This is a genomic window from Prauserella marina, from assembly GCF_002240355.1.
Classification (GTDB): Bacteria; Actinomycetota; Actinomycetes; order Mycobacteriales; family Pseudonocardiaceae; genus Prauserella_A; species Prauserella_A marina.
Genome location: NZ_CP016353.1, coordinates 2,740,575 through 2,765,221 on the forward strand (window position 1 = coordinate 2,740,575; position 24,647 = coordinate 2,765,221).

Genomic DNA, 24,647 nt, shown 5'->3' on the forward strand with positions numbered 1-24,647 from the left:
CGCGGTCCGTCAGCGGCGGATGAGGCCGAGTTCGGTCGCGGCGGCGACGGCGGCGGTGCGCGAGTCGACACCGAGTTTGGTGTAACTGCGGGCGAGATGGGATTTCACGGTGCCTTCGGTGAGCTGAAGCCGGTCCGCGATGGCCCGGTTCGAAAGACCGCCCGCGACCAGGGTAAGCACCTCGGCCTCACGCCGGGTCAGCGCGGTGCCGGGCATGCGCATCCGGTTCATGAGCCGGTCGGCGACGCTGGGTGCCAGTGCGGTTCCGCCGCCTGCCGCGGTGCGCACGGCCGAGGCCAGGTCTTCGGGTGGGGCGTCCTTGAGCAGGTAGCCGGTCGCTCCCGCCTCGATGGCGGGCAGGGTGTCGGCGTCGGTGTCGTAGGTGGTGACGATCAGGACCCTCGGCGCGCCGGGACGCGCCGTGATCGCGGCGGTCGCCTCGGCGCCGGTCATGCCCGCGCCGAACTGGAGGTCCATGAGCACCACGTCGATGTCGCCGAGTGCCGCGCGGGCGACGGCGTCCTCGGCTGTCGCGGCTTCGGCGACCACGACGAGGCCGGGTTCGGTCTCCAGCACGGCACGAAGCCCCGCGCGCACGATGGGATGGTCGTCGGCGAGGAGCAGCCGGACAAGAGTGCCGGTCACGGGCCTGCCTCCGCTCGGGTGCTCGCGGGCTGGGGGAGTGGCAGGCAGGCGGCGAGCGCGGTGCCCCGGCCCGGCGCCGACTCGATGGTGAGGGTGCCGCCCAGCGCCGTCGCGCGGGCGCGCATGGCCGCGAGGCCGAAGCCTCGAAAGCCACCGCCTTGCGGGTCGGGCTCCGGCAGCCCCGTTGGGTCGAAGCCGGTGCCGTTGTCGACGATGTCCAGTGCGACGTGGTCGCCGAGATGGCTCAGGGTCATCTCGGCCGTGCTGGCCTCGGCGTGGCGGACGGTGTTGGCGAGCGCGGCCTGGGCGATGCGCAACAGCGCGACCTCGTGCGCGGTGGGCAGCGGTACCGGGTCGCCGGTGCCGTGAAAGCGCGCCGTGATCCGGTGTCGCGTGCTGGTGGTGGCGCACAACCGTTCCAGCGCACCGGCCAGTGTCGTGTCGTCGAGCGCAGGCGGGCTGAGTGCCGCGACGAAGCGGCGGGCTTCGGCGAGGTTGTCAGCGGCGGCGTGGCGAGCCTGATCCACGTACCCCGCTGCTTTCGCCGGGGTCTCCGGAAGGGACCGCTCCGCGGCACGCAGCAGCAACTGAATACTCGACAACCCCTGTGCCAGGGTGTCGTGGATCTCCCTGGCCAGGCGTTCCCGCTCGGCGAGCACACCGGCCGTGTGCTGAGCCTCGGCGAGGTCGGCGCGCGTGACGGTCAGTTCGTCGATCAGGTGTCTGCGTTGCTCGCTCTCTCGATACAGCGCTTGATATCCCCGCACGACGGCGACCGCGACGGCCGCGCCGAGCGCGGGGCCGATGGCGACGGCGGGGCTGAGCGAACCCTGGTGAGCGGCGAAGGCGGTGATCGCGGCCAGCGCGGTCGCCGTCACGGCTACTGGTCCCGCCCGGCGCGGCAGCAGGTGGAGCTGGAGGAAGTACAGCGGAAAGGCGACCCAGATCCCGTCGGGGGTCAGCACGATCAGGACCAGCCACCCAGCGCTCACCGCGCCGAGCCACGCCGCCGCGGCCCATCGCGAGGTGCGGACGCGCGGCAGGAATGGCCCTGCCGCGTACACCGCGCCGCACGCCACGGCCACGGCCACGATCGCGCCGGTCAATGGCAGGTTGCCTGCGACGGCCCTTACCGCGGCCAGCACGAGCAGGCCGGTGAACAGCAGATGCACGCACCAGGTTAGGACCCGGCTGGTCGGGGTCAGGGCAGGAGCGGTGACGTTCACAGTAAGTCCAGGTTACGGAGCGGCCCCGGGAGTACACCTCTATCGAAAGGTGGAACCGGAGTGCCGCCTTCCCGCTCGCGAAGTGCCATCCCCGGGGCGATGCCCTGCCAGGGCGCGAACGGTGACCGTGGAGGGGTACCAGTCCCCAGCCGAGAGGGCAGGCCGAAGTCGTGTTCGTCGCATGGAGAGACCTGAGATTCGCCGCGGGGCGCTTCGCCCTGATGGGAGTCGTCGTCGTCCTGATCACCCTGCTGGTCGGGCTGCTGTCCGGGCTGACGGCGGGGCTCGGGCAGCAGAACATTTCCGCGATCACCGGCCTGCCTGCCGACCGGATCGCCTTCGCGGCGCCAGGCGAGGGCCAGGAGCTGGCGTATTCCGGCTCCACCGTCACCGAGAACCAGTGGCGGCAATGGGCATCGGCCCCCGGCGTCGGTACCGCCGAACCGCTGGGCATCACCAGCCTCAACGCCACGGCGGGCGACCGCAGCTCCGGCATCTCCGCCTTCGGCGTCCGGCCCGGATCGGCCCTCGCCCCCGACAGCGAGACGCTGACCGGGCACTCGGCGGTGCTCTCCGGCGCGGCCGCGGAGAGCCTGGGTGTCCGCTCCGGCGACACCATCACGGTGGCCGGACAGGAACTGGCCGTGACCTCGGTGGCGGGCGACGCCTTCTTCAGCCACACCCCCGTCGTCTGGACCAACCTCGACGTCTGGCAGCACACCGCGCCTCCTGGCAGCGGCGGCGACACGGCGACGGTGATCGCCCTGACCACCTCCGACGACACCTCCGACGGCGTCATCGAGGCCACCGACGAGGCGGCGGGCACCGTGACGGTCTCCACGGAGGACTCGCTGGCCGCCATCGGCTCCTACACCTCCGAAAACGGTTCCCTGCAACTGATGCGCGGCTTTCTGTTCGTCATCTCGGCGCTGGTCATCGGTGCGTTCTTCACCGTATGGACCATCCAGCGCAGCGGCGACATCGCCGTGCTCAAAGCGCTGGGAGCCACCACGGCCGGACTGCTTAAGGACGCTCTCGGTCAGGCCGTCGTCCTGCTCACCGGCGGCACCCTCGTCGGCACCGGACTCGCGGCCGGGCTCGGCGCGGTGATCTCCGGCTCCACCGTTCCCTTCGTGCTCGATCCAGCCACCGTTCTCGTCCCCGCCGCCGTGCTGATCCTGCTCGGTGTGCTGGGCGCGGCGGTGGCCATCCGCCGCATCACCTCCGTCGACCCGCTGACCGCATTGGGGAGCGCCCGATGAGCCTGAATCTGACCGGCATCACCCTCACCTACCCTGACGGCGACTCCCGCCTCACCGCGCTTGACCAGGTCAGCCTCGACGTCCCACGGGGCAGTCTCACCGCGATCGCGGGTCCGTCCGGCTCCGGAAAATCCAGCCTCCTCGCCGTCGCCGCGACCCTCATCACCCCGGACACCGGCACCGTCACGATCGACGGCACCGACACCACCGGCATGACCCGGCGTCAACTCACCGACCTTCGCCGGCACAAGATCGGCATCGTGTTCCAGCAGCCCAACCTGCTGTCCTCGCTCACGGCGGCCGAGCAGCTTCAGGTGATGGCACAGATCGACGGTCGTTCCCCCGGCAAGGCACGCGGCAAGGCGCTGGACCTGCTCGACGCCGTCGGTCTCGCCGGTGAGGCGCGCCGCCGCCCGCACCAGCTCTCCGGCGGTCAGCGCCAGCGCGTCAACATCGCCAGAGCCCTGATGAACGACCCGACCGTCCTGCTGATCGACGAGCCCACCAGCGCGCTCGACCACGACCGGGGAGCGGCGGTCATCGACCTGATCACCCGGCTGACCCATCAGCAGGCGACGGCAACGGTCCTGGTCACCCACGACCGCGCCCACCTCACCGCGGTAGATCAGATCGCCGAGGTCGCCGACGGGCGGCTCACCGAATCTCGCCGACTCCAGCCCAGCCGACTCGCTTGATGGTGTCCAGCTCGGGTGTCAGCTCGACGTCCCCCCACTGGGGCAAGTGCACCAGGCCCGGCGGGATCATCCGCAGCCCCTCGAACCAGGTCTCGATCTCGGACCGGTCGCGCACGAACACCGGATTCGGGGTGTCGTCGTAGGCGGCCCACAGCCTGCGCAGGGTCGCGGCCTGTTCGGGTTCCTCGTCGTCGACGGAACTCAGATAGCTGATGGCGTGCCAGCTTCCCGGCGCCATGCGGTCCCGGTAGCGGCGCAGCAGGGCGGGAATGTCGGTCTCGTCGCCGATGAAATGGAGCACGGCCACCATCAGTACGCACACCGGCTCGTCCCAGTCGATCAACCGCCGGGTCTCGGGGTGCGCGAACAGCAGGTCCGGGTCTCTGATGTCGACCTGCGCGCCGCCACACCAGTCGTCGACCTCGTCGGAGAGCAGCTTGTCCTCGATGTGCGCGCGAGCAACCGCTTCGTAGTCGACGTAGAGCACCCTGCCGCCTTCGACGCCGGCCGCGCGGACGCGGTCGTGGACCGCGCCCGCGGTGGGCAGCCCTGAACCGAGGTCGACGAACTGGCGGATTCCGGCGGCCAGCGCCGCGTCGACGGCGCGCCACAGCCACTGCCTGTTCATGACCGCCCCGGCCCTTGTCAGCGGGAAGGTCTTGAGCAGTTGTTCGCCGAACTCGATGTCGACGGGGTCGGCGGCATTGCCACCGACCAGCCAGTCGTAGACGCGGGCCGCGTTCGGCCTGCGTGAGTCGATACCTCGCGGGGCGCCGGGCGCCTCTCCTTCGACAGCCATCGTCACCCAGCCCTCCGCATCGTGTGCGCCGAGTGTAGAACGTCGTGGGACACCTGGCGAGGAGCCGAAAGTGGGGCTCGGACACGCGCACCTTGGAGTCCACATGGGACAGACACGTCGGAGAGATGGCGGGCGGCCGGATGCCGCGTAGAGTTGGTATTACTATACCGGCACATGCTAAGGTTTGCGGTATAGTAATACCGCTTACCTGGTACGTGAGGTTCTCGTGATCGAACTGAAGACACCGGCCGAGATCGAGCGCATGGCCGTCGCGGGGCGTTTCGTCGGCGAGGTGCTCACCGAGATCGGCCGGATCGCCGACGTTGGAGTCAATCTCCTCGACCTGGAGCAGCATGCCAGGGGCATGATCAAACGGCGAGGGGCGCTGTCGTGCTACTGGGATTACGCCCCTTCCTTCGGCAAGGGGCCCTTTCGCAACGTCATCTGCCTTTCGGTCAATGACGCCGTCCTGCACGGTTTGCCCCACGACTACCTGTTGCGCGACGGGGACGTGCTCAGCGCCGACCTCGCGGTGACCATCGACGGCTGGTCCGCCGATTCGGCGCGCACGGTCATCGTCGGGACCGCGGCCGGGGAAGATCTGCGGATCATCAGAGCCACCGAGGAAGCACTGGAGGCGGCAGTCGAGGCCGCGCGCCCCGGCAATCGCCTCGGTGACATCTCGGCGGCGATCTGGACCGTCGCCCGCGACTACGGGTATCCGGTCAATACCGAGTTCGGCGGTCACGGCATCGGCCGCACCATGCACGAGGATCTTCACGTTCCCAACAAGGGCAAGGCGGGCCGCGGCCTGAAGCTCCGGCCGGGACTGACCCTCGCGCTCGAACCGTGGTTCGCCCGCACCACCGACCGCATCGTCTTCGACGCCGACGGCTGGACCATCCGCTCGGCCGATGGCTCGCGCACGGCCCACTCCGAGCACACCGTCGCCGTCACCGAGGACGGTCCCCTCGTGCTCACCCGGCGGGAATGACCGCAACGGACGACCGCTCGCATGCGCTGACGGCGACTCCATATGTCCTATGAGGACAGTTCATTGCGAACCGGAACCGATTGACACGCGCATACGCTCTGCTGTTGAGTGGAAGCTCATCGTAGGGAAGGGCGACCGGTGAACAGTGCCGAGCTGCGAATGGGTCTGTGTCCGTTGCGGTTCCTGGACTCGCAGGGCAAACGTGCGGATGGCTACGTTCAGCTCCGGAGCGCCCCGAGAGCCAAATTCCTGGTGTGGCAAGCGGATGCCCTGAAGTGGCTGTTCAAGACCGATTCCTCGCTCGATCATCCGGGTAGCCGCTCGCTGAGTTCCGTACTCGGCGTCAACTCTCTTCTCTGGGCCGACGGCGAGCGGCACGAGCGGTTTCGGCGAGTCCTGGCGCCTCCGGTCAGCGCACGGCAGCTGCCGAGGTGGCATTCGATGGTCGCGGCCACGGTCGATCGGGCGATCGACCGGCTGAAGCCGGGCATGGTGTTCTCGCCGACCGCGATGGCCCGCCAGGTGGCATTGGAAATCGCGGGGGCGATCGTCCTCGGATCGCGTGCTGACGTGCTCGACGAGTTCGCGACCTGGCTCGACCGGACGATCGGCTCGGTTCCGCGCACACTGGCGTACCGGTTGTTCCTCGGCGGCTTCCCTCGGTCGCCCGAGTCCCTTGACCGCAGGCTCGTCGCGGCGGTCAGACAGGCCGCGGCCGAGGGGCGGCCGAGTCTTGCTTCGCTGCTGGCCGATGGGGAGTTCGCCGGGATCGAGGACGGCGAGCTGCGAGATCACGTGGCCTCCTTGCTGTTCGCGGGCCACGAGACGTCCGCCTCCGCCGTTGCCTGGACGCTCCACTGGATCGTCGAGAACGACGACGTACTGGCGAACGTGCTGGCGGAGTTGCGGGGGAGTACGGCGAACGGCTCGACCGCCTCCGGCCTGCCCTATCTTCAGGCGTGTGTGCAGGAATCCTTGCGTATCACGCCGCCGGTGCCCAACGCCGCGAATCGCCAGGTCGGCACGGACACCCCTTTGCTGGGTACGACCATCCCGGCGCGGGCCGTGCTCGCCCCGAGCATTTATCTCGCACACCGGCAACGCGACGTGTTTCCGAACCCCGGCGCCTTCGATCCCGGCCGCTTTCTCGAACGCAAACCTCAATCGCACCAGTACTTGCCGTTCGGCAGCGGAACTCGCCACTGTATCGGCAGCCAGCTGGCTCAGCTCGAAATGCGGCTGTTCGTCGCCTCCCTCCTGCGCCGCCGAACGCTGCGCAAGGTGCGCCCCGGCCGCGCGCGGCTCAGAGGCCACACGCTGACTCCTTCCTCTGCGTTCAGGATGCGGGTCGTCGCTTGCCACGATTGACCGCCCGCGGTAGCCGGTGGCTATCCTCGGGCCGTGGACGCGATGGGCGCAGCTGTTCGTGGACTGTCCTTCGGGTTGCCGTCACCGCTGACCGAGCTGCGTGACGAGCGTCTTGACCGGCACGGTGTCCGCGTCCATCTGAAACGAGACGACCTGGTTCACGCCGAGGTGCCTGGCAACAAGTGGCGCAAGCTGAAGTACAACCTCGCCGAGGCGAGCGAGCGACGGCACACCAGGCTGCTGACCTTCGGCGGGGCGTTCTCGAACCACATCAGGGCGACGGCGGCCGCTGGGCATTACCTCGGGTTCGAGACGGTCGGCGTGATTCGCGGCGAGGAACATTCGCCGCTCAACGCATCGCTGGCTTACGCGAGGAGCCGGGGCATGACGCTGACCTACCTCGACCGCGCGACCTACCGGCACAAGACCGAGCCCGCCGTGCTGGCCGCGCTGACCGGTGAGTTCGGCCCGTGTCACGTGCTGCCGGAAGGCGGCGGGAACGGGGCGGGAGTTCGTGGCTGCGCCGAGCTTCCCGGCGAGATCGGCGTCGACTTCGACGTGATCTGCTGCGCCACCGGCAGTGGCTGCACCGTCGCGGGGATCGCGGCTGGGCTCGCCGGTCACCAGCGGGCACTGGGTTTCGTCGTGCTCAAAGGCGCCGGGTACCTCGATACGGAGGTGCGGCGGCTCCAGCGTGCGGGTTTTGGCGAGCGGACCGGTGACTGGGCGCTTGACCACGACTTCCACTTCGGCGGCTACGCGAAGCGCACGCCGGAATTGGACCGGTTCATCGCGGATTTCGCCTTCCGGCACGGCATCACGCTCGACTGGGTGTACGAAGCGAAGATGCTGTACGGCCTGTACGCGCGGATCGCCTCCGGTAGGTTCGAGCGCGGCTCGGCGATCGTGGCCGTGTTGAGCTGAGCGGCCCTGCCACATCACGGAAACGGGGGAAGGCGACATGCGGCGCGGTGTCTGTGTCAAGTGCGGGGGCGGCGAGATCTACGGCGTGCAGGCGCACAGCGCGGTGTATCAGGATCTGTGGCTCGGCGGGCAGACCAAATGGTCTCGTCCCAGCACGTATTTCCTCGCCTGCGCCGGATGCGGGTACGTCGAGCGGTACGTCAACGCCGACAAACTCGACGAGCTTCGCAAGCGCGGTACACCCATGAGCGACTGAGCGGGTGTCCACAATGGATCTTCGGAGGTAGTCCGCCAGGCTTCGCGCGCCCTGGGCGTCCCCGGCCGGACCTGCTTGTTACTATCTCTTGTAGTTTTTGTCGTCTCGACTGTCGTCCCCCGTCAGCGGTGCCGCATCGAGGAAGCCGCCGGAGGTGCGTTGGCGATGTCGGCCATTCCCCAGTGGGTGCTGTACCTGCCCGTCATGGCCGTGTGGATCACGCTCGTGGGAGCGCTGATCAACAGGGAAGGACCGTGGGTGGTCGTGCCACTCGTACTGGCCGCCGGCACGGCCGTCGCGGCGCTCGCCACCAACCTGCCCTTGCTGTTGGTGCCGGTGATCGTGTTGTGGCTGACCGGGTTGCTGACGATGGTCAGACTTCACAAGGGCGAGCCGCGCTGAGGTCAGCGGCGGTGGGGCCGCTTCTTGCGCAGCGCGCCCCGCAGCAGCTCGGTCTCCTCGTCGGAGACCGAGGCGACGAAATGCAGCAGCACGGCTTCGGGGTCGGCCGAGGAGCCGAGAACCTCGCGCAGAGCCCGGGTCGAGGCTTCCTCCCTGCTCGACGCGGGGGTGTAGTGGTACGCCTTGCCATGCTGCTCGCGCGCGGTCCATCCCTTGCGGTGAAGATTGTCCAGCACGGTCATCACGGTCGTGTAGGCGAGCGGCTTGCCCGTGTCCAGTCGTTCGAGCACATCCCTGACCCTGACCGGCTCTCCCGCTTCCCAGAGCACGTTCATCACGGCGCTCTCAAGCTCGCCAAGACCGCGCATGGCCACCTCCCCCTTCGGCGGATATCGTACGCACCGCGGACTCTGGGTCGCTTGTGGAAGGGCATGGGAGGTCAACCCCGGCTGGCCTCTCGTGCCCCGATTCCCCGCACTCTGCCGAAACCCGGAACGAGCCTGCCGACCGAACCGGCGTAGGCGCCATAGGAATCCGGGTGTGCGCGTAGAAGGTAGGGCTCTTCGACGGCGCGCACCTGAATCTCGATCGCGGCGATCAGCGAGCCGACGCCGAAGAGGGAAACGGGATTCGGTGTCAGCAGGCCCATTCCGGCGAAAGCGGTGATCATGCCGGTGAACACCGGATTGCGGACGAGCGCGAACGGCCCCGCCGTCACCAGGGTGGTGCGTTCTCCCGGATCGACGCCGACTCGCCACGAGGTGCCCATAGCGTGCTGGGAGGCGATGGTGATCGCGATTCCGGCGACCGCGAGTGCCGCGCCCGTCGTCCGGAACGCGCCGCCGTCCAGTGCGGGGAAAGGCATGAGTACGCCGGCGAGCTGAAGGGCCGGTGCGGTCAGAGCCGCGAGCAGGGCCGCCCTGAACAGGATTCCCGCGTTCCACTCGGCGGACCAGCGTTTCCCGCTCAGGCGGTTGAAGCCCCATGACCCGGTGTTCCGGTGGTGGATCACGGCGCGCAGCCCGAAGGCCAGCGCGAGAAACAGTACGACGACCGCGAGCGTCAGCCCGCCCCAGAGCCGGACCACATTGCCTCCAATTAATGTTTATATTGCAATCTATGCATATGTTGAGCGAAGCGTCAAGCGGCTCGCCCGGTCGCTTCGCGCACCCTCGCGAGCATGCGCGGAGCGACCGGGCTTCGCGGGAACTCAGCCCGCGATGCGGCGTGCCCCGATGAGGTGGCCGTCGCCTTCCATGGACCGCACGTCCACGACCTGGCCCTCGGTCGGGGCGTCGACCATCTTGCCGTTGCCGACGTACATGCCGACGTGGTGAATGGTGTCCGGATTGCCGGTTCCGTCGTCGTAGAACAGCAGATCACCGGGTACGAGAGCGTCGAGCGAGACGGCTCGTCCCGCGAACCACTGCTGCCTGCTCGTCCTGGGGATGTCGACACCGGCCTGCGCGTAGGCCCAGGACGTCAGACCGGAGCAGTCGAACGTGCTCGGTCCTTCCGCGCCCCATTCGTAGGCTGAGCCACGCATGGAAAGCGCGGCCTGAAGCGCGTCGTTCGCCGCGCCGGGTGGTCCGGCGTAGGAACCGTTGTCCTGCACGGTTTGCAGCGAGACCTGCTCGGCATCGCTCAGCGCGCCAAGCGCCTGCCTGACGTCGGCGATCTGCCCGTCCAGGTCTTGCCTGCGGCGTTCGAGTTCGTCGACGGCCTTTCGGGCGGCGGTCGTGGCCTCGCCTGCCGCGCGACGGGCCTCGGCCGCGGTCGACCGTGCCGCGTCGGCCCGGCCGGTGATCGCGCTGAGGCGGGTCAGGTTCTCCTCGTTGTTGTCGGCCAGTACGCCCAGTGCCGACATGCGGTCGAGGAAGTCCCGGCGGGAGTCGCTGGTCAGAACCGCGTTCCAGCGGCTGACGCGGCCACTCTGGAAGGACGCGCCGGTCAGCTCGTCGGCTTCGTCGCGGAACCGCTGTTCCTCCCGCTTCGCGGCGTCGAGCACCCTTGTCGCTTCGGCAAGCGCCGCGTCGGCTTCGTCGCGTTCCCGTTGCTTGCCTGCCAGTTCCTCTTCGGCCTGGAGCATGTCCTCGTCAGCTTTGGCCGCCTGGGCGCCCAGTTCCTGGTAGCGCTCCATCGCGTCCGAGGTGTCGCCGGGTGGCTGCGCGGAGGCGGAAAGGGGCGTCAGCGACGCGGCGAGCGCGAGCGTGGCGACGGCCAGTGTTCGAGTGGTCCGGGGGCGATGCGCGTTCACGACTGGTGCTGCTCCTCGAATGTCCGGGAATTACCGTGGCGACCGCCCCGCCGGTCCGCAGCCACCTTAGGGTGATCTTGCCGAGCTGTCCACTATGCAAGTTAGTACTAAGGATAATAAGAGGTCGCGGGCGGAATACGAGACGTTGCCATCGTGCGCCAAGATGTGGTCGTGACAGGCATCGAACGTCCCACCGCCCTCGCGAAGTTGTCCGAGGGCGTGGTCGAGTACCGGCACGAGCGGCGTGACGGGCCCGCGGTCCTGATCTTTCACGGCGGGCACATGCGAGCGGGGATCGCGCTCGGTGAGGAGGTTTTCGCCGACGCGGGGAACTCGGTGCTCGTCCCGTCGAGGCCGGGCTACGGTCGCACTCCGCTGGAGACCGGTACTTCTCCCGACGGGTTCGCCGACGTGGCTCGCTCGTTGTGTGAACGACTCGGCATCACCCGCGTCGCCGCCGTCGTGGGTATCTCCGCCGGAGGACGCACCGCGATGGCCATGGCCGCGCGGCATCCCGGCCTGGTGGAACGCGTCATCCTGATGAGTGCCGTCGGCCCGCTGCCGTGGCCCTCCCGTGCCGTGCGGATCGCGGGCAGGATCGTGTTCGCGCCGGGGAGCGAGCGCCTGACCTGGAGCGTGATGCGCGCGATCCTGCGCGGTGCACCGGAAACGGGGCTCCGGCTACTGCTTGGCGATTTGTCCACTTTGTCGGCTCGGACGGTGCTGTCGGCGGTGCGGGACGATCATCGCGAGACCTTGATCGGCTTGTTCGCGAGCATGCGGTCGGGCCGGGGTTTTCTCAACGACCTCACCGGCACTCCGGTCCGCGTGGGGGAGCGGCTGACCCAGCCCGGGCTGATCATCGCCAGCCGTCATGACGGGGCCGTCGGTTTCGCGCACGCGGAGGTGATCGCGGATGCCATCCCGCACGGCCGTCTCGTCGAGAGCGCGGCGCCAGGCCATCTGATCTGGTTCGCCGACGACTGGCCCGCGATCAGCGGGACCGTCCGGGATTTTCTCGCCACGTGAGATCCGCCCGGAACGGGTAGCGCGTGCCCCGGGGCGCGCTGATCGTGGTTATGCTGCGCTGTCCGTCGGCAGTGGACGTGACCGCCGCCTTGCGGCAGGGGGCAGGCACTCGGGGCACGAGATGGCAGGGTCTCGTGCCTGGTGGAGGCAGTGGCATTGCGCAGTGCGATCTCGTCGGCGCGCAGGCCGGCGGTCACCGTGGTGCTCGGTTTCGCCGTGGTGGTCGTCATCGGGACGGTGCTGCTCACGTTGCCGATCGCGAGTGCCCGTGGCCAACCCACCGACCTGGTGCGTGCTCTGTTCACCGCGACGTCCGCCGTGTGCATCACCGGACTCGCCGTCGTCGATACCGCGCAGCACTGGTCCCTTTTCGGCGAGATCGTGATCCTCGCCCTGGTGCAAGCGGGCGGCCTCGGCATCATGACGCTGGCTTCGCTGCTGGGACTGCTGGTGTCGCGCAGGCTCGGTCTGCGGATGCGGCTGTCGGCGCAGCGGGAGACCAAGAGCGCCGGTCTCGGTGACGTGCGCACCGTCGTCCTCGGCGTGGTGGTGCTCAGCCTGACGTTCGAGTTCGTCGTCGCCACGATCCTGGTGACCCGGCTTTTCACCGGCTACGACCATTCCTTTGGTGAAGCGCTGCATTCCGGTGTGTTCCACGCGGTGTCCTCATTCAACAACGCCGGATTCGCCCTGTTCGACGATGGCCTGACGGCCTTCGTGTCCGACCCGTGGATCTGTCTCACGATCGCGTTCTCGGTTATCGCGGGCGGTCTCGGGTTTCCGGTATTTCTCGAACTCGGCAGGAGGCTGCGCGGTAAGCAGGCGTGGTCCGTCCACACCAAACTCACCGTGGGCACGACCCTGTTGCTGCTGGTTGCCGGGTTCGCGTTCATCACGATCAGCGAGTGGAGCAACGAGGACACGCTCGGAGCACACGCGCCGCCGACGAAGCTGCTCGCCGGGTTCTTCACCGCCGTCATGCCGCGCTCAGGAGGGCTCCACGCGCTCGACATCGACGCGATGAACTCCGAAAGTCTCCTCGTCCAATCCGCGCTCATGCTGATCGGTGGCGGGAGCGCGAGCACGGCGGGCGGCATCAAGGTCACCACCTTCGCGATCCTCGCGTTCGTCATACTGGCCGAGATTCGCGGCGAACCGAGTGTGCACGTCATGGGCCGCAAGCTCGCGGCAAGCACGCAGCGGCAGGCGCTGACGATCGCGCTGCTCACGGTGGCCCTGGTCATCGGTGCCACCGCGGCGCTGCTGAGCATGACCGACTTCGCGCTGGAAGCCGTGATGTTCGAGTCGATCTCGGCGGTGGCGACGGTCGGTCTTTCCACGGGCATCACCCCCGATCTGCCTCCCGCCGCGCACGTTCTGATGTCGGTACTGATGTTCATCGGCAGGCTCGGCCCGATCACCCTCGCCTCGGCGCTCGCCCTTCGCGACCGGCCGCGCCGGTTCGAATTGGCCGAGGTCAGGCCCATTGTCGGCTGAGGAGGAGTTGCCAGGGCCACCCGGGACTTGACGCCCGTGTGGAAGGGGGTAGCTTGAGCCTAGGTGTGCCGGGAAGTCTGGTCGGCGAATAGTGGTCGGTTGGAAAGGAAGCTTCCCCGTGTTGATGTCGTTTGTCTCCATGACTCGCCCTCGAAGTGGCGTGACCTCTCCCCAGCAGAGACGCGAGGCGCGGTCCATGGCGCCGCCAGGTGCGCCGGTTTCTCCTCGCCCGTAATGTCCGGGCCGTGGCGCCCGCCTGCCACCTGACGTTCCCGGAGATCGTTTCCAGGGAACGCTGAACTCGGCTACGTTTGTCTTTCCTGGCAACGGAATCACACAGGACACTGTGGACCGTTGACGTCCCGTTCCGCTCCATTCATCGATGGGTCAGTGACCCACTTCCGACCGAAAGTGATCCATGCCATGGGTACCGTGGGCGCCGTCGCCGGCACCGCTGTCGGCCCGATGACCATCGTCGCGATCGAACAGTACGAAGCCACCCCGCTGGTGCGGAACCAGTTGGCGCGGTCGTTTCTCCCCGCGACGGCAAGGACGCTGGCGTCCTTCGGCCGGTTCGGGTGGGCTCGCCGCCTGTTTTTCACCGCCACCGAGAGAAAGCTGCCCGGGCTGTGGGCGAGTATCCTGTGCCGCAAGCGTCATCTCGATGACGACATCGTGACCGCGATCGAGTCCGGGTGCACCAGCGTGGTCGTACTCGGAGCCGGTCTCGACGATCGCGTCTGCCGGATTCCCGCGCTGGCGACGACGGCCGTGTTCGAAGTGGACTTGCCGTGCAACATCACGACCAAGTACCGGCGGTTGCACGCGCTGTGCGGTGATGTTCCCGCAAACCTCACGCTCGTGCCGATCAATCTCGCGACCGAGGACCTTTCCAGGGTGCTGGCCCGGCACGGCTACGATGCCGGGCAGTCCACCTACTTCCTGTGTGAAGGCGTCACCCAGTACCTGAGCGCCGAGGACATTCGCCGCACCCTCGACGCGCTCGCCTCGGCCCCGGCGGGAAGCAGGCTCGGCTTTACCTACATCCTCGACGAGTTCGTCACCGGCGAGGCGCTACACGGTGGCCACCGTGCCCACCGCGAGTACGTGGCGACAGGCAAGCTCTGGCGGTCGGGCATGAATCCTGAGCGGGTGCGGAGCCTGCTGGTGGAACGCGGCTGGCGAATCCGTGAGGACGTGGGCGCCCAGGAGCACACCGAGCGCTACCTCACACCGAACTACCGTGGTCTGCGCGCCACCGCGATCGAACGCACCGTCACGGCTGAGAAAACGTCCTGAGATCGGGAACTTCCGATGTGGCCGGACACAATGGAGGATCCGGATCCCGGCTCATTGGCCGGTCGTGCTCAGGAAGTCACGAACGATCCGGACGACGTCCCGGGGGTGATCCTGAGGCACGAAATGTCCCGCGCCCCTGACCACTTCCAGTCTGCCGTCCTGAACCCGGTTCGCGGCCTCGCGGGCCAGTTCGACCGGGACGGCGTCGTCGTCTTCACCGTGGATGAACAGTGTCGGACAGGACACTTCGGACAGTCGGGACAGGTGGTTGGTCCGCATCCGCCGAGGCCCGACCTCGAACCGGTTCCAGTCGCTGAACAGGTGGCCGCCGTGCCGTCTCTTCGCCTCGTACTCCGCGACATAGGCCGCCGCGAGCCGGTCGATCTCGGTCTCGGTGACGTCGTCGGCGAAGGGGAGCTTCGTGCGGGCGAAGCGCTCCAGTTGCTTCGCCGACTGCATGCGGGTGAGTGCCCACGAAACGGGAGTACGCAGCGAAAGGTAGGCGAGTTCGTGGGCCGTGACTCGCTCCTGGATTCCGCCGCACGAGGTCAGCACGAGCCGCTCGACCCTTCTCGGCTCCCGCAGGGCGGTCCCCAGGCTGACCGTCGCTCCCAGCGAAAGCCCCGCCAGCGTGGCGGAAGGCAGTTCCCAATGATCCATCAGGCGCAGCAGGACGTCCTCCAGCCCGCGCTGGTCCGCGCGTGCTCGCCACGGCCAGCTTCCGCCGTGCTTGGGCAGGTCGGGACAGAAGACACGGTGGTCGGCTGCAAGATCGTCGGCCACATTTCGCCAGGTGATGGAGCCGTTGTCGAGGCTCGCGCCGTGCAACAGGACGACGGCCGGTCCTTCCCTTCCGGCGACCCGGTAGGCCAGATGTCCCTGGCCGAGGTCCACTCCGCCGTGCTCGACGTCGTGGCGGAAAGGAGGGTCATGATGATTCGTCACGGGGATTCCTCCAGTGTGGTGAGCTGGTCGTCGAGTTGAGCGAGCAGCGCCAACTGGGCTTCGCGCGCGGCGGCCGGATCGGCGGGCCCTTCGGGGGCGAGGCCACGACTGACCAGATCGGCGAAAAGGCCAACGGTTGTTGACAATTGCCCGGCGGTACCGGGTTCCAGAGAGCCGGGCGCGTGAACGAGCCCGACGGTGAAGGTGCTCAGCATGCGCACGATGTCCTGCGCGGGAACCGTGGCGTCGAGGACTCCCGCTTGTTGCAGGCCGGTCGTGTAGTCGGTGAGCCACTGGAACCGTTGTGAGTACCTGTCGTCGGTCACGGCGCGCACATGGTCACCCAGCACGGAATCGTCGCCGAGAAAGAGGGCGCTCATCAGGGGGTCCGCGAGTAATGCCTCGACGCCGAACCGGTAGACGGCGCCGAGGCCGGCCACGCCTGATGCGTCGAGGACGCGCCGGTGCACGCGCGCCGTCAGCTCTCGCGTGCTCCGGTGCAGAACGGCGTCGAGGATGGCCCGCTTGTCGGGGAACTCCAGGTACACGGCGCCCTTGCCGATACCGGCTCTCGCGGCGACGTCCGCGATCGTCGTGCGGGGCCAGCCCCGGTCGAGGACGAGCCCGTGGGCCGCTTCGAGTATGCGGCCGCGCCGGTCGGGAACGAGTGGTCTCGGCATGGTGCCACCTCCGCTGTAGTGACCAGATTATCGTATCAGGTCACTACAGCGGAGGTGGCGTCGGGCGGGTCAGTGTGCGGCGGCTCGCCACCAGAGCGCGTGGGCCCCGGCCTCGTCGACCGGCTCGATGATCTCCCAGCCCTCGGTGATCAGCCCCCGTTCGAAGCGCCAGATCTCGACCACCGCGATCGTGGGACCACCGGTACCCAGCCGCCGGTGTGAGTAGACCGCGACGGTGTCGCTTTCACCGAGGATGTGCAGGATCTCGACGTCGAGGTCGCGTAGCGGCACCGCCGTCACGGCCGCGAGCCATTCGGTTTTCGTCGTGCTCGTGCCGTCAGGGCGATGATGGATGAAATCGTCGTGGAGTGCCGACGCGAGCGCGTCGACGTTGCCCGTTTTGACGACTCCGGACAGTGCGTCGACGACGATGGTCTTGTTGTCGGTGGTCATGGCATCGAGTCTTTCGGGCAGGGGTTCTCGTTGTCGATGAAATCCGATTTCATGGATTCCGGCGGAAATCCTCGTACGATCGGGATCATGTCGGCTGTCGGTTCTCTCTTGCGCGAATGGCGAAATCGACGGCGGCTCAGTCAGTTGGATCTCGCGAACGCCGCCGAGGTGTCGGCAAGGCACGTCAGTCTGGTCGAGACGGGGAACTCGCGTCCGAGCGCGAACATGATTCTGCGCCTCGCCGAGAAACTGGACGTTCCGCTACGGGAACGCAATCGGCTCTTGCGGGCAGGCGGGTTCGCGGAGCGGTTTCCAGAGCGCCCGCTGGACGACGACGCGTTGGCGACCGAGAGCGGCGCGTTGCGGCGGGTGTTGCACGCGCACGAGCCCTATCCGGCGGTGGTGCTCGACCGCGGTTGGAACGTCGTGATGGCCAACAGGGCGGTCACCGCCTTTCTGGCCGACACCGGCTCCGAGCTCACCGAGCCTCCGATGAACCTGGTGCGTCTCGGCCTCGACCCGCGAGGGCTGGCCGGACGCATCGTGAATCTCACCGAGGTGAGGTCCGTGTTCCGCCGCAGAATCGCGCGCCAGCTCGCGATCGCACCGGACCCGGAACTGAGCGCCGTCTACGAGGAATACCTGGCGGCAGAGCCGGGACAGCCCCTGGCCGAGTCCGAATCGGACATCGTGATCCCCATGATCATCCGTGCTGGTGGGCGGGTGTTGCGCCTCTTTTCCACCATCACGACGTTCGGTACCCCGATGGACGTCACCTTGGCCGAAATCGCGGTCGAGTCGTACTACCCTCAAGACGACGAGACCGACGACTACTTCCGCGGACTGATGTCCCAATGAAGTCCGTGGCCGGTCAGAAATCCGAGAAACCCGGCCGCGTCGTATGCCTGGGCGGGAGCCAGTACGCCGGGCTCGGCGCCGTGGGCGGCGAGCCTGCGGGCCGCCTCGACCGCGATGATCGCCGTTGTGCCGTAGGTGTCGGTGCCCTGGACGAGCCCCCGGACGACGTGACCGCCGGGGGTCGTGGCATCGACGAGGTAGCTGAACCGCTGGGCACGGCGCTCTTCGTCGGTGGGTCCTTCCGGCAGGGCGTCGATGGTCGTCGTGGTGAGCGGGGCGCTCAACCGCGCGCTGAAACTCGCTTCGACGAGGCTTTCCACTCGGTTGGCGCGCACATGCCGGGGGATGGTGACGACCTCGGCGAGGGGCAACTGGGCCATGTCGACGGGCTCCGGGACGCCGGGAAAGACGACGGAGCCGCGGCGGGCGGGAATGCCGGTGTGCCACTCGCCGCGTTCGTAGGTGAGTCCGCCGCTGACCAACGAGTCGACGGTCCGCAGTGCCGATCGCAATGACCCCCGCGACGGTGCACCGCCGCCGGTGATCAGGTGGCTGACGGTGATCTCGTCGAGCGAAGGGACTTCCTCGGCCATCAGGTGTGCGATCAGGTCGCAGGGAAGGCAGCCGTCATTGGTGGCAGGCACGATGGTCACCCCGGCGTGTTCGGCCTTGGCCGCGAACGTGTCGAAGATGGTCTTGAGGTAGAACTGTTCTCCCGCCGTGTCGACGTAGTGGCAGCCCGCGGCGATCGCGGCGCGGACCACGGTATGTCCGGTGGCGGTGAACGGCCCGGCACAATTGACGACCGCGTCGCAGCCGGCCAGGCTCGCCACGAGTGCGTCGTGATCGCCGAGGTCGGCGACACGCCGCGGACTCATGAGGAGGCCAGTCGCCGCCGCGGCTTTGCCGAGACGGTCGGCGTCCCTGCCCGCGAGTACCACGTCGATGTTCCGGCGGGACAATTCGGTGAGCACAAGTCTTGCCTGGTAGCCGCTGGCTCCGTAGACGGCGATGCGCACGTCGGTCTCCTGCTCGATGAGGGGCGATGTTGCATGATGACGGTATTGCGGCGCCGGATGGCATTCCATGCTTTCGCGTCTGCCGTTCCTGCGTGATCGTCTTTTCCGCGCGTCCGAGGCGATACGCTGAGGTCGTGGATGTGCTCTCCGACGCGGTCACGGCGATGCGTACCGGCCGCCCGCATTCCGCGCGCGTGCGGCACAGGGCTCCGTTCGGCCGCTGGTTTCCTCGCGTGGCCGGAGCCGGATTTCACGTTGTACTACAAGGGAATTGCTGGCTCGTTCCGGCTGAGGGGGATCCGATGGGTATCGCGGAAGGCGATATCGTGTTCCTGCCGAGGGGACGCGAGCACGGGCTCGCCGATTCGCCGTCCACACCGCTGGACGAGCAAACCGCGTCGCTGACCGAGATCCGTACCGGCGACGGCGACGAGGCGGCGGACACGGTCATGGTCTGTGGCGCGTATTTACTGGATCAGACACGCCCACATCCGCTGTTCGGCGAGCTTCCCGACGTGATTCGCCTTTCGGCGCGAGCGGGGCGGTATCCGGCGCTTCGCGCGACACTGGACCTGCTCGACCTCGAACTGGAACGGGTTCGCCCTGGCTCCGAAGCGATGCTTCCGGCACTGCTGGATCTCCTCCTGCTGCACGGTCTGCGGGCCTGGCTCGGCGAGCAGACCAGTGCCGGTGGCTGGGTCGCGGCCCTTCGCGATCCGGCGGTCGCCACCGCGCTCGACGCGCTGCACCGGCAGCCGAGTCGACAGTGGACGGTCGCGAAGCTGGGTTCGCTGTCCGGATTGTCGCGCGCGACCTTCGCAAACCGGTTCAGCACGTTGGTCGGGAGACCGCCGCTCACCTACCTGACGTGGTGGCGGCTGACGCTGGCCGCACGGATGCTACGTGAAACGGATCTACCGCTGTCGACGGTTGCCAGAAAAATCGGCTACGCCTCGGAATTCGCGTTCGCTCATGCCTTCAAGCGCCAGTACGGCGTGCCACCGGGCCGGTTCCGGCGAGGTGCGCTCGCGCGAAACAGCGAGCGAATTCCCGAGCCTGACGACGGGTCAAGGTGGACGCGGTGACGCGGATCCCGGAGGAGGTTCCGTTCGCCAGGGCCAGAAACGGCGCACCGTCCCTTACTGACCAGCCGTTGTCGCGCAACACCGCGACCGTGGCGGCGGAATCACCCGGCACTGGCACCCAGACGTTGAACCCGTCGGAGGGGAACGGGGTGCCGATTCCCACGTCGGCCAATTCGGCTCGCAGCGTGTCGACCCGCTCGGCGTAGGTGTCCCTCGCGTGATCCAGTTGCCCGGCGACGGCATCTGATTCGAGCAGATTCGCCACGAGCCGCTGGAGAAGATGACTCACCCAGGTGACGCCAGGTCGCAATCGCCTTCCCAGTCGGTCGGCCGTTTCCTCGTCGGATGCGACGACGGCGACTCGAAGGTCCGGCCCGAGGAACTTCGCCACCGACCGCACGAGGGCCCACCGCCGCGTCGTCGGAGGGCAGATCCGGTGATAAGGATGGCGGGAGATCGCGGATAAATGGTCGTCTTCGATCACCAGTACCTGGGGATAGCGCCGTAACACCGCCCTGAGTTTCCGTGCCCGCTCGGCCGTGAGGCTCACACCGGTCGGGTTGTGTGCCCTGGGGGTGAAAAGGATGGCCCTCGCGCCCGCGTCCAGCGCGGCCCGCAAGGCGCGCGGCTCAGGACCTTCGGCGTCGACGGCGAAGGGAGCCGCGCGGAATCCGTTGAGCCGCACCGTCCCCTCGCTCGCGTAGAAGCACGGATCCTCCAAGGCGACCAGGTCGCCACGCGTGAGATGCGTGGTGAGCAACCGCTCGACGGCATCGACGGCGCCATGGGTGACCGAGACTTCGAAGGCACGACCGACGTCGGGTGTGAGCGAGTCGCTTGCCCATCGAGCCAGTCCCGGATCGACGGCAGGGCTTCCGTAGAGCCGCATCCGGTAGTCGAGACCGGACAGAGCAGCCGTGATGTCGGGAAGCAGGGCGGGATCGGGATTGCCGCTTGAGAGATCCGCGAGCGCCGTGTTCACGACCGCCTCGCCCGCCAGGTCGGGCAGCGAGGTGATGACGGTGCCGCGCCGCCCCCGGGTTTCGGCGACGCCCGCGGCGACCAGTATCCGGTAGGCGGCCGCCACGGTGTTGCGATGGACTCCGAGAGTATTGGCGAGATCGCGGATCGGCGGGACCGGATCACCTGGCCGCAGCAGGCCGGTGTTGACCAGGTCGCGCACACTGTCGGAGATCTCGCCAGCCGACGCGCCTGTGATCGGCGGGCGCCGCCCGGCCACTTCTGTCACCGCGTCATTGTATGGCACGTGACAGTTCTCGCCCGGACCTGTAGCGTGTGTTTGTCACATGACAATCCAGGTTCGGTTGGCAGGCAAGGAGATCAGCGGTGTTCACCGGTCTCAGCGCGTTTCCACTCAGTCCGGTGGCCGAGGAATCGATCGACGAACCGGCCTTCGCCGGCCTCGTGTCCCGGCTTCACCTCGCCGGTGTCGACTCCATCGGGGCACTGGGCTCGACGGGCAGTTACGCCTATCTCAGTGGTGAACAGCGCAAGCGGATCGCCGAGCTCGCCGTCGACGCGGCGGAGGGCACTCCCGTGCTCGTCGGCATCGGCGCGTTGCGGACCGTGGACGTGCTGAGGCACGCCGAGGACGCCCAGAACGCTGGCGCGAGCGCGGTGTTGCTCGCTCCCGTGTCCTATCAGCCACTCACCGACGACGAGGTCTACGGGCTCTACGCCGATGTGACGGCGCGGCTTTCGGTGCCGTTGTGCGTCTACGACAACCCCGGCACCACTCGGTTCACCTTCAGCGACGAGCTCCACGGCCGCATCGCGGAATTGCCGAACGTCGCGTCGGTGAAGATCCCGGCGACGCCGGAGGATCAGGGGGAAGCTCGCGCGCGAGTGCGGAACCTGCGGCGGCACGTTCCCGGACACGTCAGCCTCGGGGTCAGTGGGGACTCGGCTGGGGCTGGCGGCCTGCTCGCGGGCTGCGAAGCCTGGTACAGCGTGCTCGGCGGGTTGTGGCCTGGGGTGTGTCTCAGGATCACGCGGGCGGCCCAGCGGGGCGATGCCGACGAGGCTCGCCGCTTGTCCGGTTTGCTCACTCCGATATGGACACTCTTCGGCAGGTACGGCAGCGTCCGGGTGGTCGCCGCGATCGCCGACCACATGGGACTCACCGGTTCCCTGAATCTGCCTCGTCCGCTCCGGGAACTCGCGGGCGAGGAGCGGACACAGGTCGAGGACGCGGTCCGGACTGTCCTGCCCGCTGTCGAGAACTGAGGCTGGGGGCCGATTTTCATGAACGCATGGAGCGGGGAAGTCCGGGCGGTCTACGCGACCGAGGCCGCGGGGGCCGAGATGCGCGAGCTGGCCTCGGGACACCTGGTTGCCGGTGTCGGCCTGGCCGGGGACAGATACGCGCTCGGTACCGGCCTGTACTCACCCAAGTGGCATCCCGACCGGCAGCTTACGGTGATTGCCAAGGAAGTGATCGACGACGTCGCCGTCGCGCTCGGCAAGCCGGTGGACGGCGTCGAGCTGCGGCGCAACGTCGTCACTCACGGGGTACCGCTCAACTCGCTGGTGGGAATCCGGTTCGCGGTGGGGGAGACGATCCTCTACGGCGGCAGGCTCAACGTTCCGTGCCGGTATCTGGAACGGCTGACCGGCAAGAAGGTGTACTCGCCGCTGCTCGGCCGCTCGGGGCTCAACTGCCGGATCCTGCGTGGCGGCACCATTCGTGCCGGTGACGTCGTGCGTCCTCTCAGCACAGCCGAGGCGGCCGAGGTTCCCTTCGAGGAAATCGGGTAAGCGAGCTCAGTCGAGGGTCGCCGTCAGTTCGATCTCGATGCACGCGTTCCCCGGCAGCGTGGCGACGCCGACGGCCGAACGGGCACACCTGCCGCGCTCGCCCAGTACCTGAATGAGCACGTCGGAGGCCGCGTCGGCGACGAAGGAATGATCGGCGAACCCCTCGGCGGCCGCGACGTAGACGGTCATCCGGAGGATCCGAACCCGTTGCAGTGATTCATCTTCGATCGTGAGCGCCATGAGCGCGTTGCGGACCGAAACGCGTGCCGCTTCCCTGGCATCGTCGATGGTGACGTCGGCGCCGACCCGGCCCGGGTGGCGCATCTCGCCCCGCAATCGAGGCGTCATACCGGCCGTCGCGACGACTCCGCCGTTGCGCCGAACGGGCTGATAGTGCCCTTGCGGTTGTGGAACGGGCAGCCCGGCCAATTCGGGATGGATCATCTTTTCCCTGCCTTGTGATCGTTGGTCGCGGCTCCGGCGACCCGTGGGGTATCGAGGATTCTCGTCATTCTCTCGCGGGCCGACTGAATGATCTCGGCCTCCCGCGACCGCAGCCTTCGCGCGGCGGCGACCGTGATCGGGACAAAGCGGATCGCCGCGCCGGGACGGGTTTGGGAGAGTACGTTCATCGACGAGGTGCAGATGACCCCGACGACGGGATACCCGGCCGACAGTCCGCGACCTCGGTTCAACACCAGTAGCTCCTTGCCGCCCGGAACCTCGATGGACCCGATCGGCAAGGCACGCGACAGGATCTCGGCCGTGTCGCGACGCCGGGGAATCCGGCCTTCGAGTCTGGACCCCACGGCGTCGGTCTTGTCCGTCATGACGTAATCGCCGTCGAAGATGTCATCGGCGTCGCGTTCGAAGAGGTCGCGATTCTCGCCGGGAAGAACGCCCAGTTCTCCTGCGGCAGGTGACTGCGGGCGGGGAGGGGAGAGGACGGGAAACGGGTACTCCCTGCCGGAGACGTCGAGACGACCGGCGGGACCGCAGCCCAGAGTGAGCCCCGCGACGAGATCGAGGCCGTATCGCAGGGTCCGGTCAGGCGCGACGCTGCCCAGAAACGCGCGCCCGCCGCCGAGTTCGCCGAATCCGCCGAAAATGCTGACGTAGCACCGGACCCCGTCCCTGATGTCCCGTACCGCCAGTTCGCCACCGGCCGGTACGACGAGTGCCTGGTTCATTCGTGCCGGAAGCCCGCCGACCGTCACCTCGGCTGACGCGCCGGTGACGGCCACGATCACCTCGTCGCTGAACGCGACGGCCAGATCCGTCATCACCGTTTCCAGCGACGGCACACTGACCTGGTTTCCCACGAGAGCGTTGCCGTAGTGATAGGAAAACTGGTCGAGCGCCCCGTTGGCCGCGATGCCCCACGAGGCACCTGATGGGCGCCCCTCGTCCTGTAGCGTCGCGAATGTGGCCTCGACGATGGTGGCCGTGCTAGTCCCGCTCGACACGGCAGTCCTCCATGGTCAGCCCTTCGTACCCGGACCACTCGCCGTCGCTGACCGGGAAGTAGCCCAGGTAGTCGCCTGGGCGGTAGGCGCACAACTCGTCGCTGTGGGCGGAAACCAGTTCGGTGGGGGTGTGCCCGATGAGCTGCCAGCCCGCGGGAGCGCTCACCGAGTAGATCAGCGACTGGATACCGGCCAGCGCGACCGAACCACTGGGAACCCGCACGCGCGGGTCCGCGCGACGGGGAACGGAAATGTCGCCGCTCAGTCCGTCCATCATGGGCGATGCCGCAGGCGCGCCGTAACAGCGGATCAGATACCACGTTCCACTGTGCAGCGCGACCAGTTCTTCCTCGGTCTTGCCCAGCCGTTGTGCCACGAAAGCGAGATCGGGGCCGTGCTCGCCGCCGTACCGGACGGGAACCCGGAAGTACCGGGGCTCGCGTGTGGACTCGGGGGAGGCGGAGCTTCGAGTGCTCACATACCGCAGGAGCGCTTCGAGTTCTTCCAGCCGTATGCTCAGACTGTCGAATTCCACCAGCGCCGAGTCGTAGGTGGCGGCGACGCCGGTGATCGCGGGAAGTCGCACCTCGTCGAGGTTCGCGACCAGCCGCCTGACGTTTCTCCACCGTTGTTCCGCGTCGTCATCGGTGAATCGCACCCTGACGGCGGCGTCGCCCTGTGAGGTGATCAGGACTCCGCTCTCCATGCCA

General features: G+C 67.9%; 28 protein-coding genes. 14 read left to right on the plus strand and 14 right to left on the minus strand.

Annotated elements, in window-relative coordinates; translation table 11 throughout:
- Positions 1-9 precede the first annotated feature (9 nt).
- Positions 10-645, minus strand: a complete 636-nt coding sequence (locus BAY61_RS12770; RefSeq protein WP_091797410.1) for a response regulator — start codon at positions 643-645, stop codon at positions 10-12.
- Positions 642-1,871: a sensor histidine kinase gene (locus tag BAY61_RS12775; RefSeq protein ID WP_091797413.1), complete on the minus strand. Its 1,230-nt coding sequence runs from the start codon at positions 1,869-1,871 to the stop codon at positions 642-644. Before BAY61_RS12775 ends, BAY61_RS12770 begins: the two co-directional genes overlap by 4 nt.
- Before the next feature lie 170 nt (positions 1,872-2,041).
- Between BAY61_RS12775 and BAY61_RS12780 the strand changes: the two genes are divergently transcribed.
- On the plus strand, positions 2,042-3,133 hold the full coding sequence (locus BAY61_RS12780) for an ABC transporter permease (protein WP_091797415.1): 1,092 nt from the start codon (positions 2,042-2,044) through the stop codon (positions 3,131-3,133).
- Entirely contained in the window at positions 3,130-3,828 is a 699-nt protein-coding gene (locus BAY61_RS12785; protein WP_091797418.1) for an ABC transporter ATP-binding protein, read from the plus strand. Before BAY61_RS12780 ends, BAY61_RS12785 begins: the two co-directional genes overlap by 4 nt.
- On the opposite strand, the gene BAY61_RS12790 is transcribed toward BAY61_RS12785, so the two are convergent.
- Positions 3,788-4,627, minus strand: coding sequence for an SAM-dependent methyltransferase (locus BAY61_RS12790; RefSeq protein WP_245866203.1), 840 nt, complete (start codon positions 4,625-4,627; stop codon positions 3,788-3,790). The genes BAY61_RS12785 and BAY61_RS12790 overlap by 41 nt on opposite strands.
- Before the next feature lie 226 nt (positions 4,628-4,853).
- Here BAY61_RS12790 and map point away from each other — a divergent pair, with 226 nt between their 5' ends.
- The 5 genes from map (at position 4,854) to BAY61_RS12815 (ending at position 8,571) form a co-directional block, all read left to right on the plus strand.
- Positions 4,854-5,621, plus strand: coding sequence for a type I methionyl aminopeptidase (gene map, locus BAY61_RS12795; protein WP_091797426.1), 768 nt, complete (start codon positions 4,854-4,856; stop codon positions 5,619-5,621).
- A gap of 138 nt (positions 5,622-5,759) precedes the next feature.
- Positions 5,760-6,989, plus strand: coding sequence for a cytochrome P450 (locus tag BAY61_RS12800; RefSeq protein ID WP_091797428.1), 1,230 nt, complete (start codon positions 5,760-5,762; stop codon positions 6,987-6,989).
- Positions 6,990-7,031: 42 nt separating this feature from the next.
- Positions 7,032-7,913 carry a 1-aminocyclopropane-1-carboxylate deaminase/D-cysteine desulfhydrase gene (locus BAY61_RS12805; RefSeq protein WP_091797431.1) on the plus strand — a complete coding sequence of 294 codons (882 nt, stop codon included), beginning with the start codon at positions 7,032-7,034 and terminating at the stop codon, positions 7,911-7,913.
- A gap of 37 nt (positions 7,914-7,950) precedes the next feature.
- A complete protein-coding gene (locus tag BAY61_RS12810) occupies positions 7,951-8,169 on the plus strand; it encodes a hypothetical protein (RefSeq protein WP_091797434.1) in 219 nt (72 codons plus the stop codon).
- A 165-nt stretch (positions 8,170-8,334) separates the two neighbouring features.
- The gene (locus BAY61_RS12815) at positions 8,335-8,571 is read left to right on the plus strand and encodes a hypothetical protein (protein WP_091797437.1); all 237 of its coding nucleotides are present in this window, start codon (positions 8,335-8,337) and stop codon (positions 8,569-8,571) included.
- 2 nt (positions 8,572-8,573) lie between these two features.
- Here BAY61_RS12815 and BAY61_RS12820 read toward each other — a convergent pair whose 3' ends face one another.
- From BAY61_RS12820 to BAY61_RS12830, 3 genes are all read right to left on the minus strand, one after another.
- Complete coding sequence (locus BAY61_RS12820) at positions 8,574-8,939, minus strand: BlaI/MecI/CopY family transcriptional regulator (RefSeq protein ID WP_091798834.1); 366 nt, start codon at positions 8,937-8,939, stop codon at positions 8,574-8,576.
- A 71-nt stretch (positions 8,940-9,010) separates the two neighbouring features.
- A complete protein-coding gene (locus BAY61_RS12825) occupies positions 9,011-9,658 on the minus strand; it encodes a methyltransferase family protein (protein WP_245866046.1) in 648 nt (215 codons plus the stop codon).
- A 123-nt stretch (positions 9,659-9,781) separates the two neighbouring features.
- Complete coding sequence (locus tag BAY61_RS12830; protein ID WP_245866048.1) at positions 9,782-10,828, minus strand: C40 family peptidase; 1,047 nt, start codon at positions 10,826-10,828, stop codon at positions 9,782-9,784.
- Positions 10,829-10,999: 171 nt separating this feature from the next.
- On the opposite strand from BAY61_RS12830, the gene BAY61_RS12835 reads away from it, so the two are divergent.
- The 3 genes from BAY61_RS12835 (at position 11,000) to BAY61_RS12845 (ending at position 14,653) form a co-directional block, all read left to right on the plus strand.
- Positions 11,000-11,857, plus strand: coding sequence for an alpha/beta fold hydrolase (locus tag BAY61_RS12835; RefSeq protein WP_245866050.1), 858 nt, complete (start codon positions 11,000-11,002; stop codon positions 11,855-11,857).
- Between the two features lie 150 nt (positions 11,858-12,007).
- Positions 12,008-13,354, plus strand: coding sequence for a TrkH family potassium uptake protein (locus BAY61_RS12840; protein WP_245866052.1), 1,347 nt, complete (start codon positions 12,008-12,010; stop codon positions 13,352-13,354).
- Positions 13,355-13,777: 423 nt separating this feature from the next.
- Complete coding sequence (locus BAY61_RS12845) at positions 13,778-14,653, plus strand: class I SAM-dependent methyltransferase (protein ID WP_091797440.1); 876 nt, start codon at positions 13,778-13,780, stop codon at positions 14,651-14,653.
- 51 nt (positions 14,654-14,704) lie between these two features.
- On the opposite strand, the gene BAY61_RS12850 is transcribed toward BAY61_RS12845, so the two are convergent.
- From BAY61_RS12850 to BAY61_RS12860, 3 genes are all read right to left on the minus strand, one after another.
- Complete coding sequence (locus BAY61_RS12850) at positions 14,705-15,598, minus strand: alpha/beta fold hydrolase (RefSeq protein ID WP_170140016.1); 894 nt, start codon at positions 15,596-15,598, stop codon at positions 14,705-14,707.
- On the minus strand, positions 15,595-16,278 hold the full coding sequence (locus tag BAY61_RS12855) for a TetR/AcrR family transcriptional regulator (RefSeq protein ID WP_091797446.1): 684 nt from the start codon (positions 16,276-16,278) through the stop codon (positions 15,595-15,597). The genes BAY61_RS12850 and BAY61_RS12855 overlap by 4 nt, the downstream gene beginning before the upstream one ends.
- 69 nt (positions 16,279-16,347) lie before the next feature.
- A complete protein-coding gene (locus BAY61_RS12860; protein ID WP_091797449.1) occupies positions 16,348-16,731 on the minus strand; it encodes a nuclear transport factor 2 family protein in 384 nt (127 codons plus the stop codon).
- Positions 16,732-16,818: 87 nt separating this feature from the next.
- On the opposite strand from BAY61_RS12860, the gene BAY61_RS12865 reads away from it, so the two are divergent.
- A complete protein-coding gene (locus BAY61_RS12865; protein WP_091798847.1) occupies positions 16,819-17,589 on the plus strand; it encodes a helix-turn-helix domain-containing protein in 771 nt (256 codons plus the stop codon).
- Here BAY61_RS12865 and BAY61_RS12870 read toward each other — a convergent pair.
- Complete coding sequence (locus BAY61_RS12870; RefSeq protein ID WP_091798848.1) at positions 17,562-18,608, minus strand: saccharopine dehydrogenase family protein; 1,047 nt, start codon at positions 18,606-18,608, stop codon at positions 17,562-17,564. The genes BAY61_RS12865 and BAY61_RS12870 overlap by 28 nt on opposite strands.
- Before the next feature lie 134 nt (positions 18,609-18,742).
- On the opposite strand from BAY61_RS12870, the gene BAY61_RS12875 reads away from it, so the two are divergent.
- Positions 18,743-19,693 carry an AraC family transcriptional regulator gene (locus BAY61_RS12875; RefSeq protein ID WP_091798852.1) on the plus strand — a complete coding sequence of 317 codons (951 nt, stop codon included), beginning with the start codon at positions 18,743-18,745 and terminating at the stop codon, positions 19,691-19,693.
- Here BAY61_RS12875 and BAY61_RS12880 read toward each other — a convergent pair.
- Positions 19,587-20,942 (minus strand): aminotransferase class I/II-fold pyridoxal phosphate-dependent enzyme, encoded by a 1,356-nt coding sequence (locus tag BAY61_RS12880; protein ID WP_091798854.1) that lies wholly within the window; start codon positions 20,940-20,942, stop codon positions 19,587-19,589. The genes BAY61_RS12875 and BAY61_RS12880 overlap by 107 nt on opposite strands.
- Positions 20,943-21,040: 98 nt before the next feature.
- Between BAY61_RS12880 and BAY61_RS12885 the strand changes: the two genes are divergently transcribed.
- The gene (locus BAY61_RS12885) at positions 21,041-21,940 is read left to right on the plus strand and encodes a dihydrodipicolinate synthase family protein (RefSeq protein WP_091797453.1); all 900 of its coding nucleotides are present in this window, start codon (positions 21,041-21,043) and stop codon (positions 21,938-21,940) included.
- An 18-nt stretch (positions 21,941-21,958) separates the two neighbouring features.
- Positions 21,959-22,471 (plus strand): MOSC domain-containing protein, encoded by a 513-nt coding sequence (locus BAY61_RS12890; RefSeq protein WP_091797456.1) that lies wholly within the window; start codon positions 21,959-21,961, stop codon positions 22,469-22,471.
- 6 nt (positions 22,472-22,477) lie between these two features.
- Here the strand turns inward: BAY61_RS12890 and BAY61_RS12895 are convergent, their stop codons facing one another.
- From BAY61_RS12895 to BAY61_RS12905, 3 genes are read right to left on the minus strand one after another with little or no spacing between them, the layout of a single operon-like run.
- Positions 22,478-22,915 (minus strand): RidA family protein, encoded by a 438-nt coding sequence (locus BAY61_RS12895; RefSeq protein WP_091797459.1) that lies wholly within the window; start codon positions 22,913-22,915, stop codon positions 22,478-22,480.
- Positions 22,912-23,937, minus strand: a complete 1,026-nt coding sequence (locus tag BAY61_RS12900) for a 5-oxoprolinase subunit C family protein (RefSeq protein ID WP_091797462.1) — start codon at positions 23,935-23,937, stop codon at positions 22,912-22,914. The genes BAY61_RS12895 and BAY61_RS12900 overlap by 4 nt, the downstream gene beginning before the upstream one ends.
- Positions 23,921-24,643, minus strand: a complete 723-nt coding sequence (locus BAY61_RS12905) for a 5-oxoprolinase subunit B family protein (protein ID WP_091797465.1) — start codon at positions 24,641-24,643, stop codon at positions 23,921-23,923. Before BAY61_RS12905 ends, BAY61_RS12900 begins: the two co-directional genes overlap by 17 nt.
- Between the last annotated feature and the right edge of the window lie 4 nt (positions 24,644-24,647).

Bases quoted from the DNA above. Each gene is read 5' to 3' on its own strand.
- BAY61_RS12895 (WP_091797459.1), bottom strand. From the start codon at position 22,915: ATGATCCATCCCGAATTGGCCGGGCTGCCCGTTCCACAACCGCAAGGG.
- BAY61_RS12860 (WP_091797449.1), bottom strand. From the start codon at position 16,731: ATGACCACCGACAACAAGACCATCGTCGTCGACGCACTGTCCGGAGTC.
- BAY61_RS12815 (WP_091797437.1), top strand. From the start codon at position 8,335: ATGTCGGCCATTCCCCAGTGGGTGCTGTACCTGCCCGTCATGGCCGTG.
- BAY61_RS12790 (WP_245866203.1), bottom strand. From the start codon at position 4,627: ATGGCTGTCGAAGGAGAGGCGCCCGGCGCCCCGCGAGGTATCGACTCA.
- BAY61_RS12820 (WP_091798834.1), bottom strand. From the start codon at position 8,939: ATGCGCGGTCTTGGCGAGCTTGAGAGCGCCGTGATGAACGTGCTCTGG.
- BAY61_RS12855 (WP_091797446.1), bottom strand. From the start codon at position 16,278: ATGCCGAGACCACTCGTTCCCGACCGGCGCGGCCGCATACTCGAAGCG.
- BAY61_RS12865 (WP_091798847.1), top strand. From the start codon at position 16,819: ATGTCGGCTGTCGGTTCTCTCTTGCGCGAATGGCGAAATCGACGGCGG.
- BAY61_RS12810 (WP_091797434.1), top strand. From the start codon at position 7,951: ATGCGGCGCGGTGTCTGTGTCAAGTGCGGGGGCGGCGAGATCTACGGC.
- BAY61_RS12805 (WP_091797431.1), top strand. From the start codon at position 7,032: ATGGGCGCAGCTGTTCGTGGACTGTCCTTCGGGTTGCCGTCACCGCTG.
- BAY61_RS12890 (WP_091797456.1), top strand. From the start codon at position 21,959: ATGAACGCATGGAGCGGGGAAGTCCGGGCGGTCTACGCGACCGAGGCC.
- BAY61_RS12905 (WP_091797465.1), bottom strand. From the start codon at position 24,643: ATGGAGAGCGGAGTCCTGATCACCTCACAGGGCGACGCCGCCGTCAGG.
- BAY61_RS12785 (WP_091797418.1), top strand. From the start codon at position 3,130: ATGAGCCTGAATCTGACCGGCATCACCCTCACCTACCCTGACGGCGAC.
- BAY61_RS12845 (WP_091797440.1), top strand. From the start codon at position 13,778: ATGGGTACCGTGGGCGCCGTCGCCGGCACCGCTGTCGGCCCGATGACC.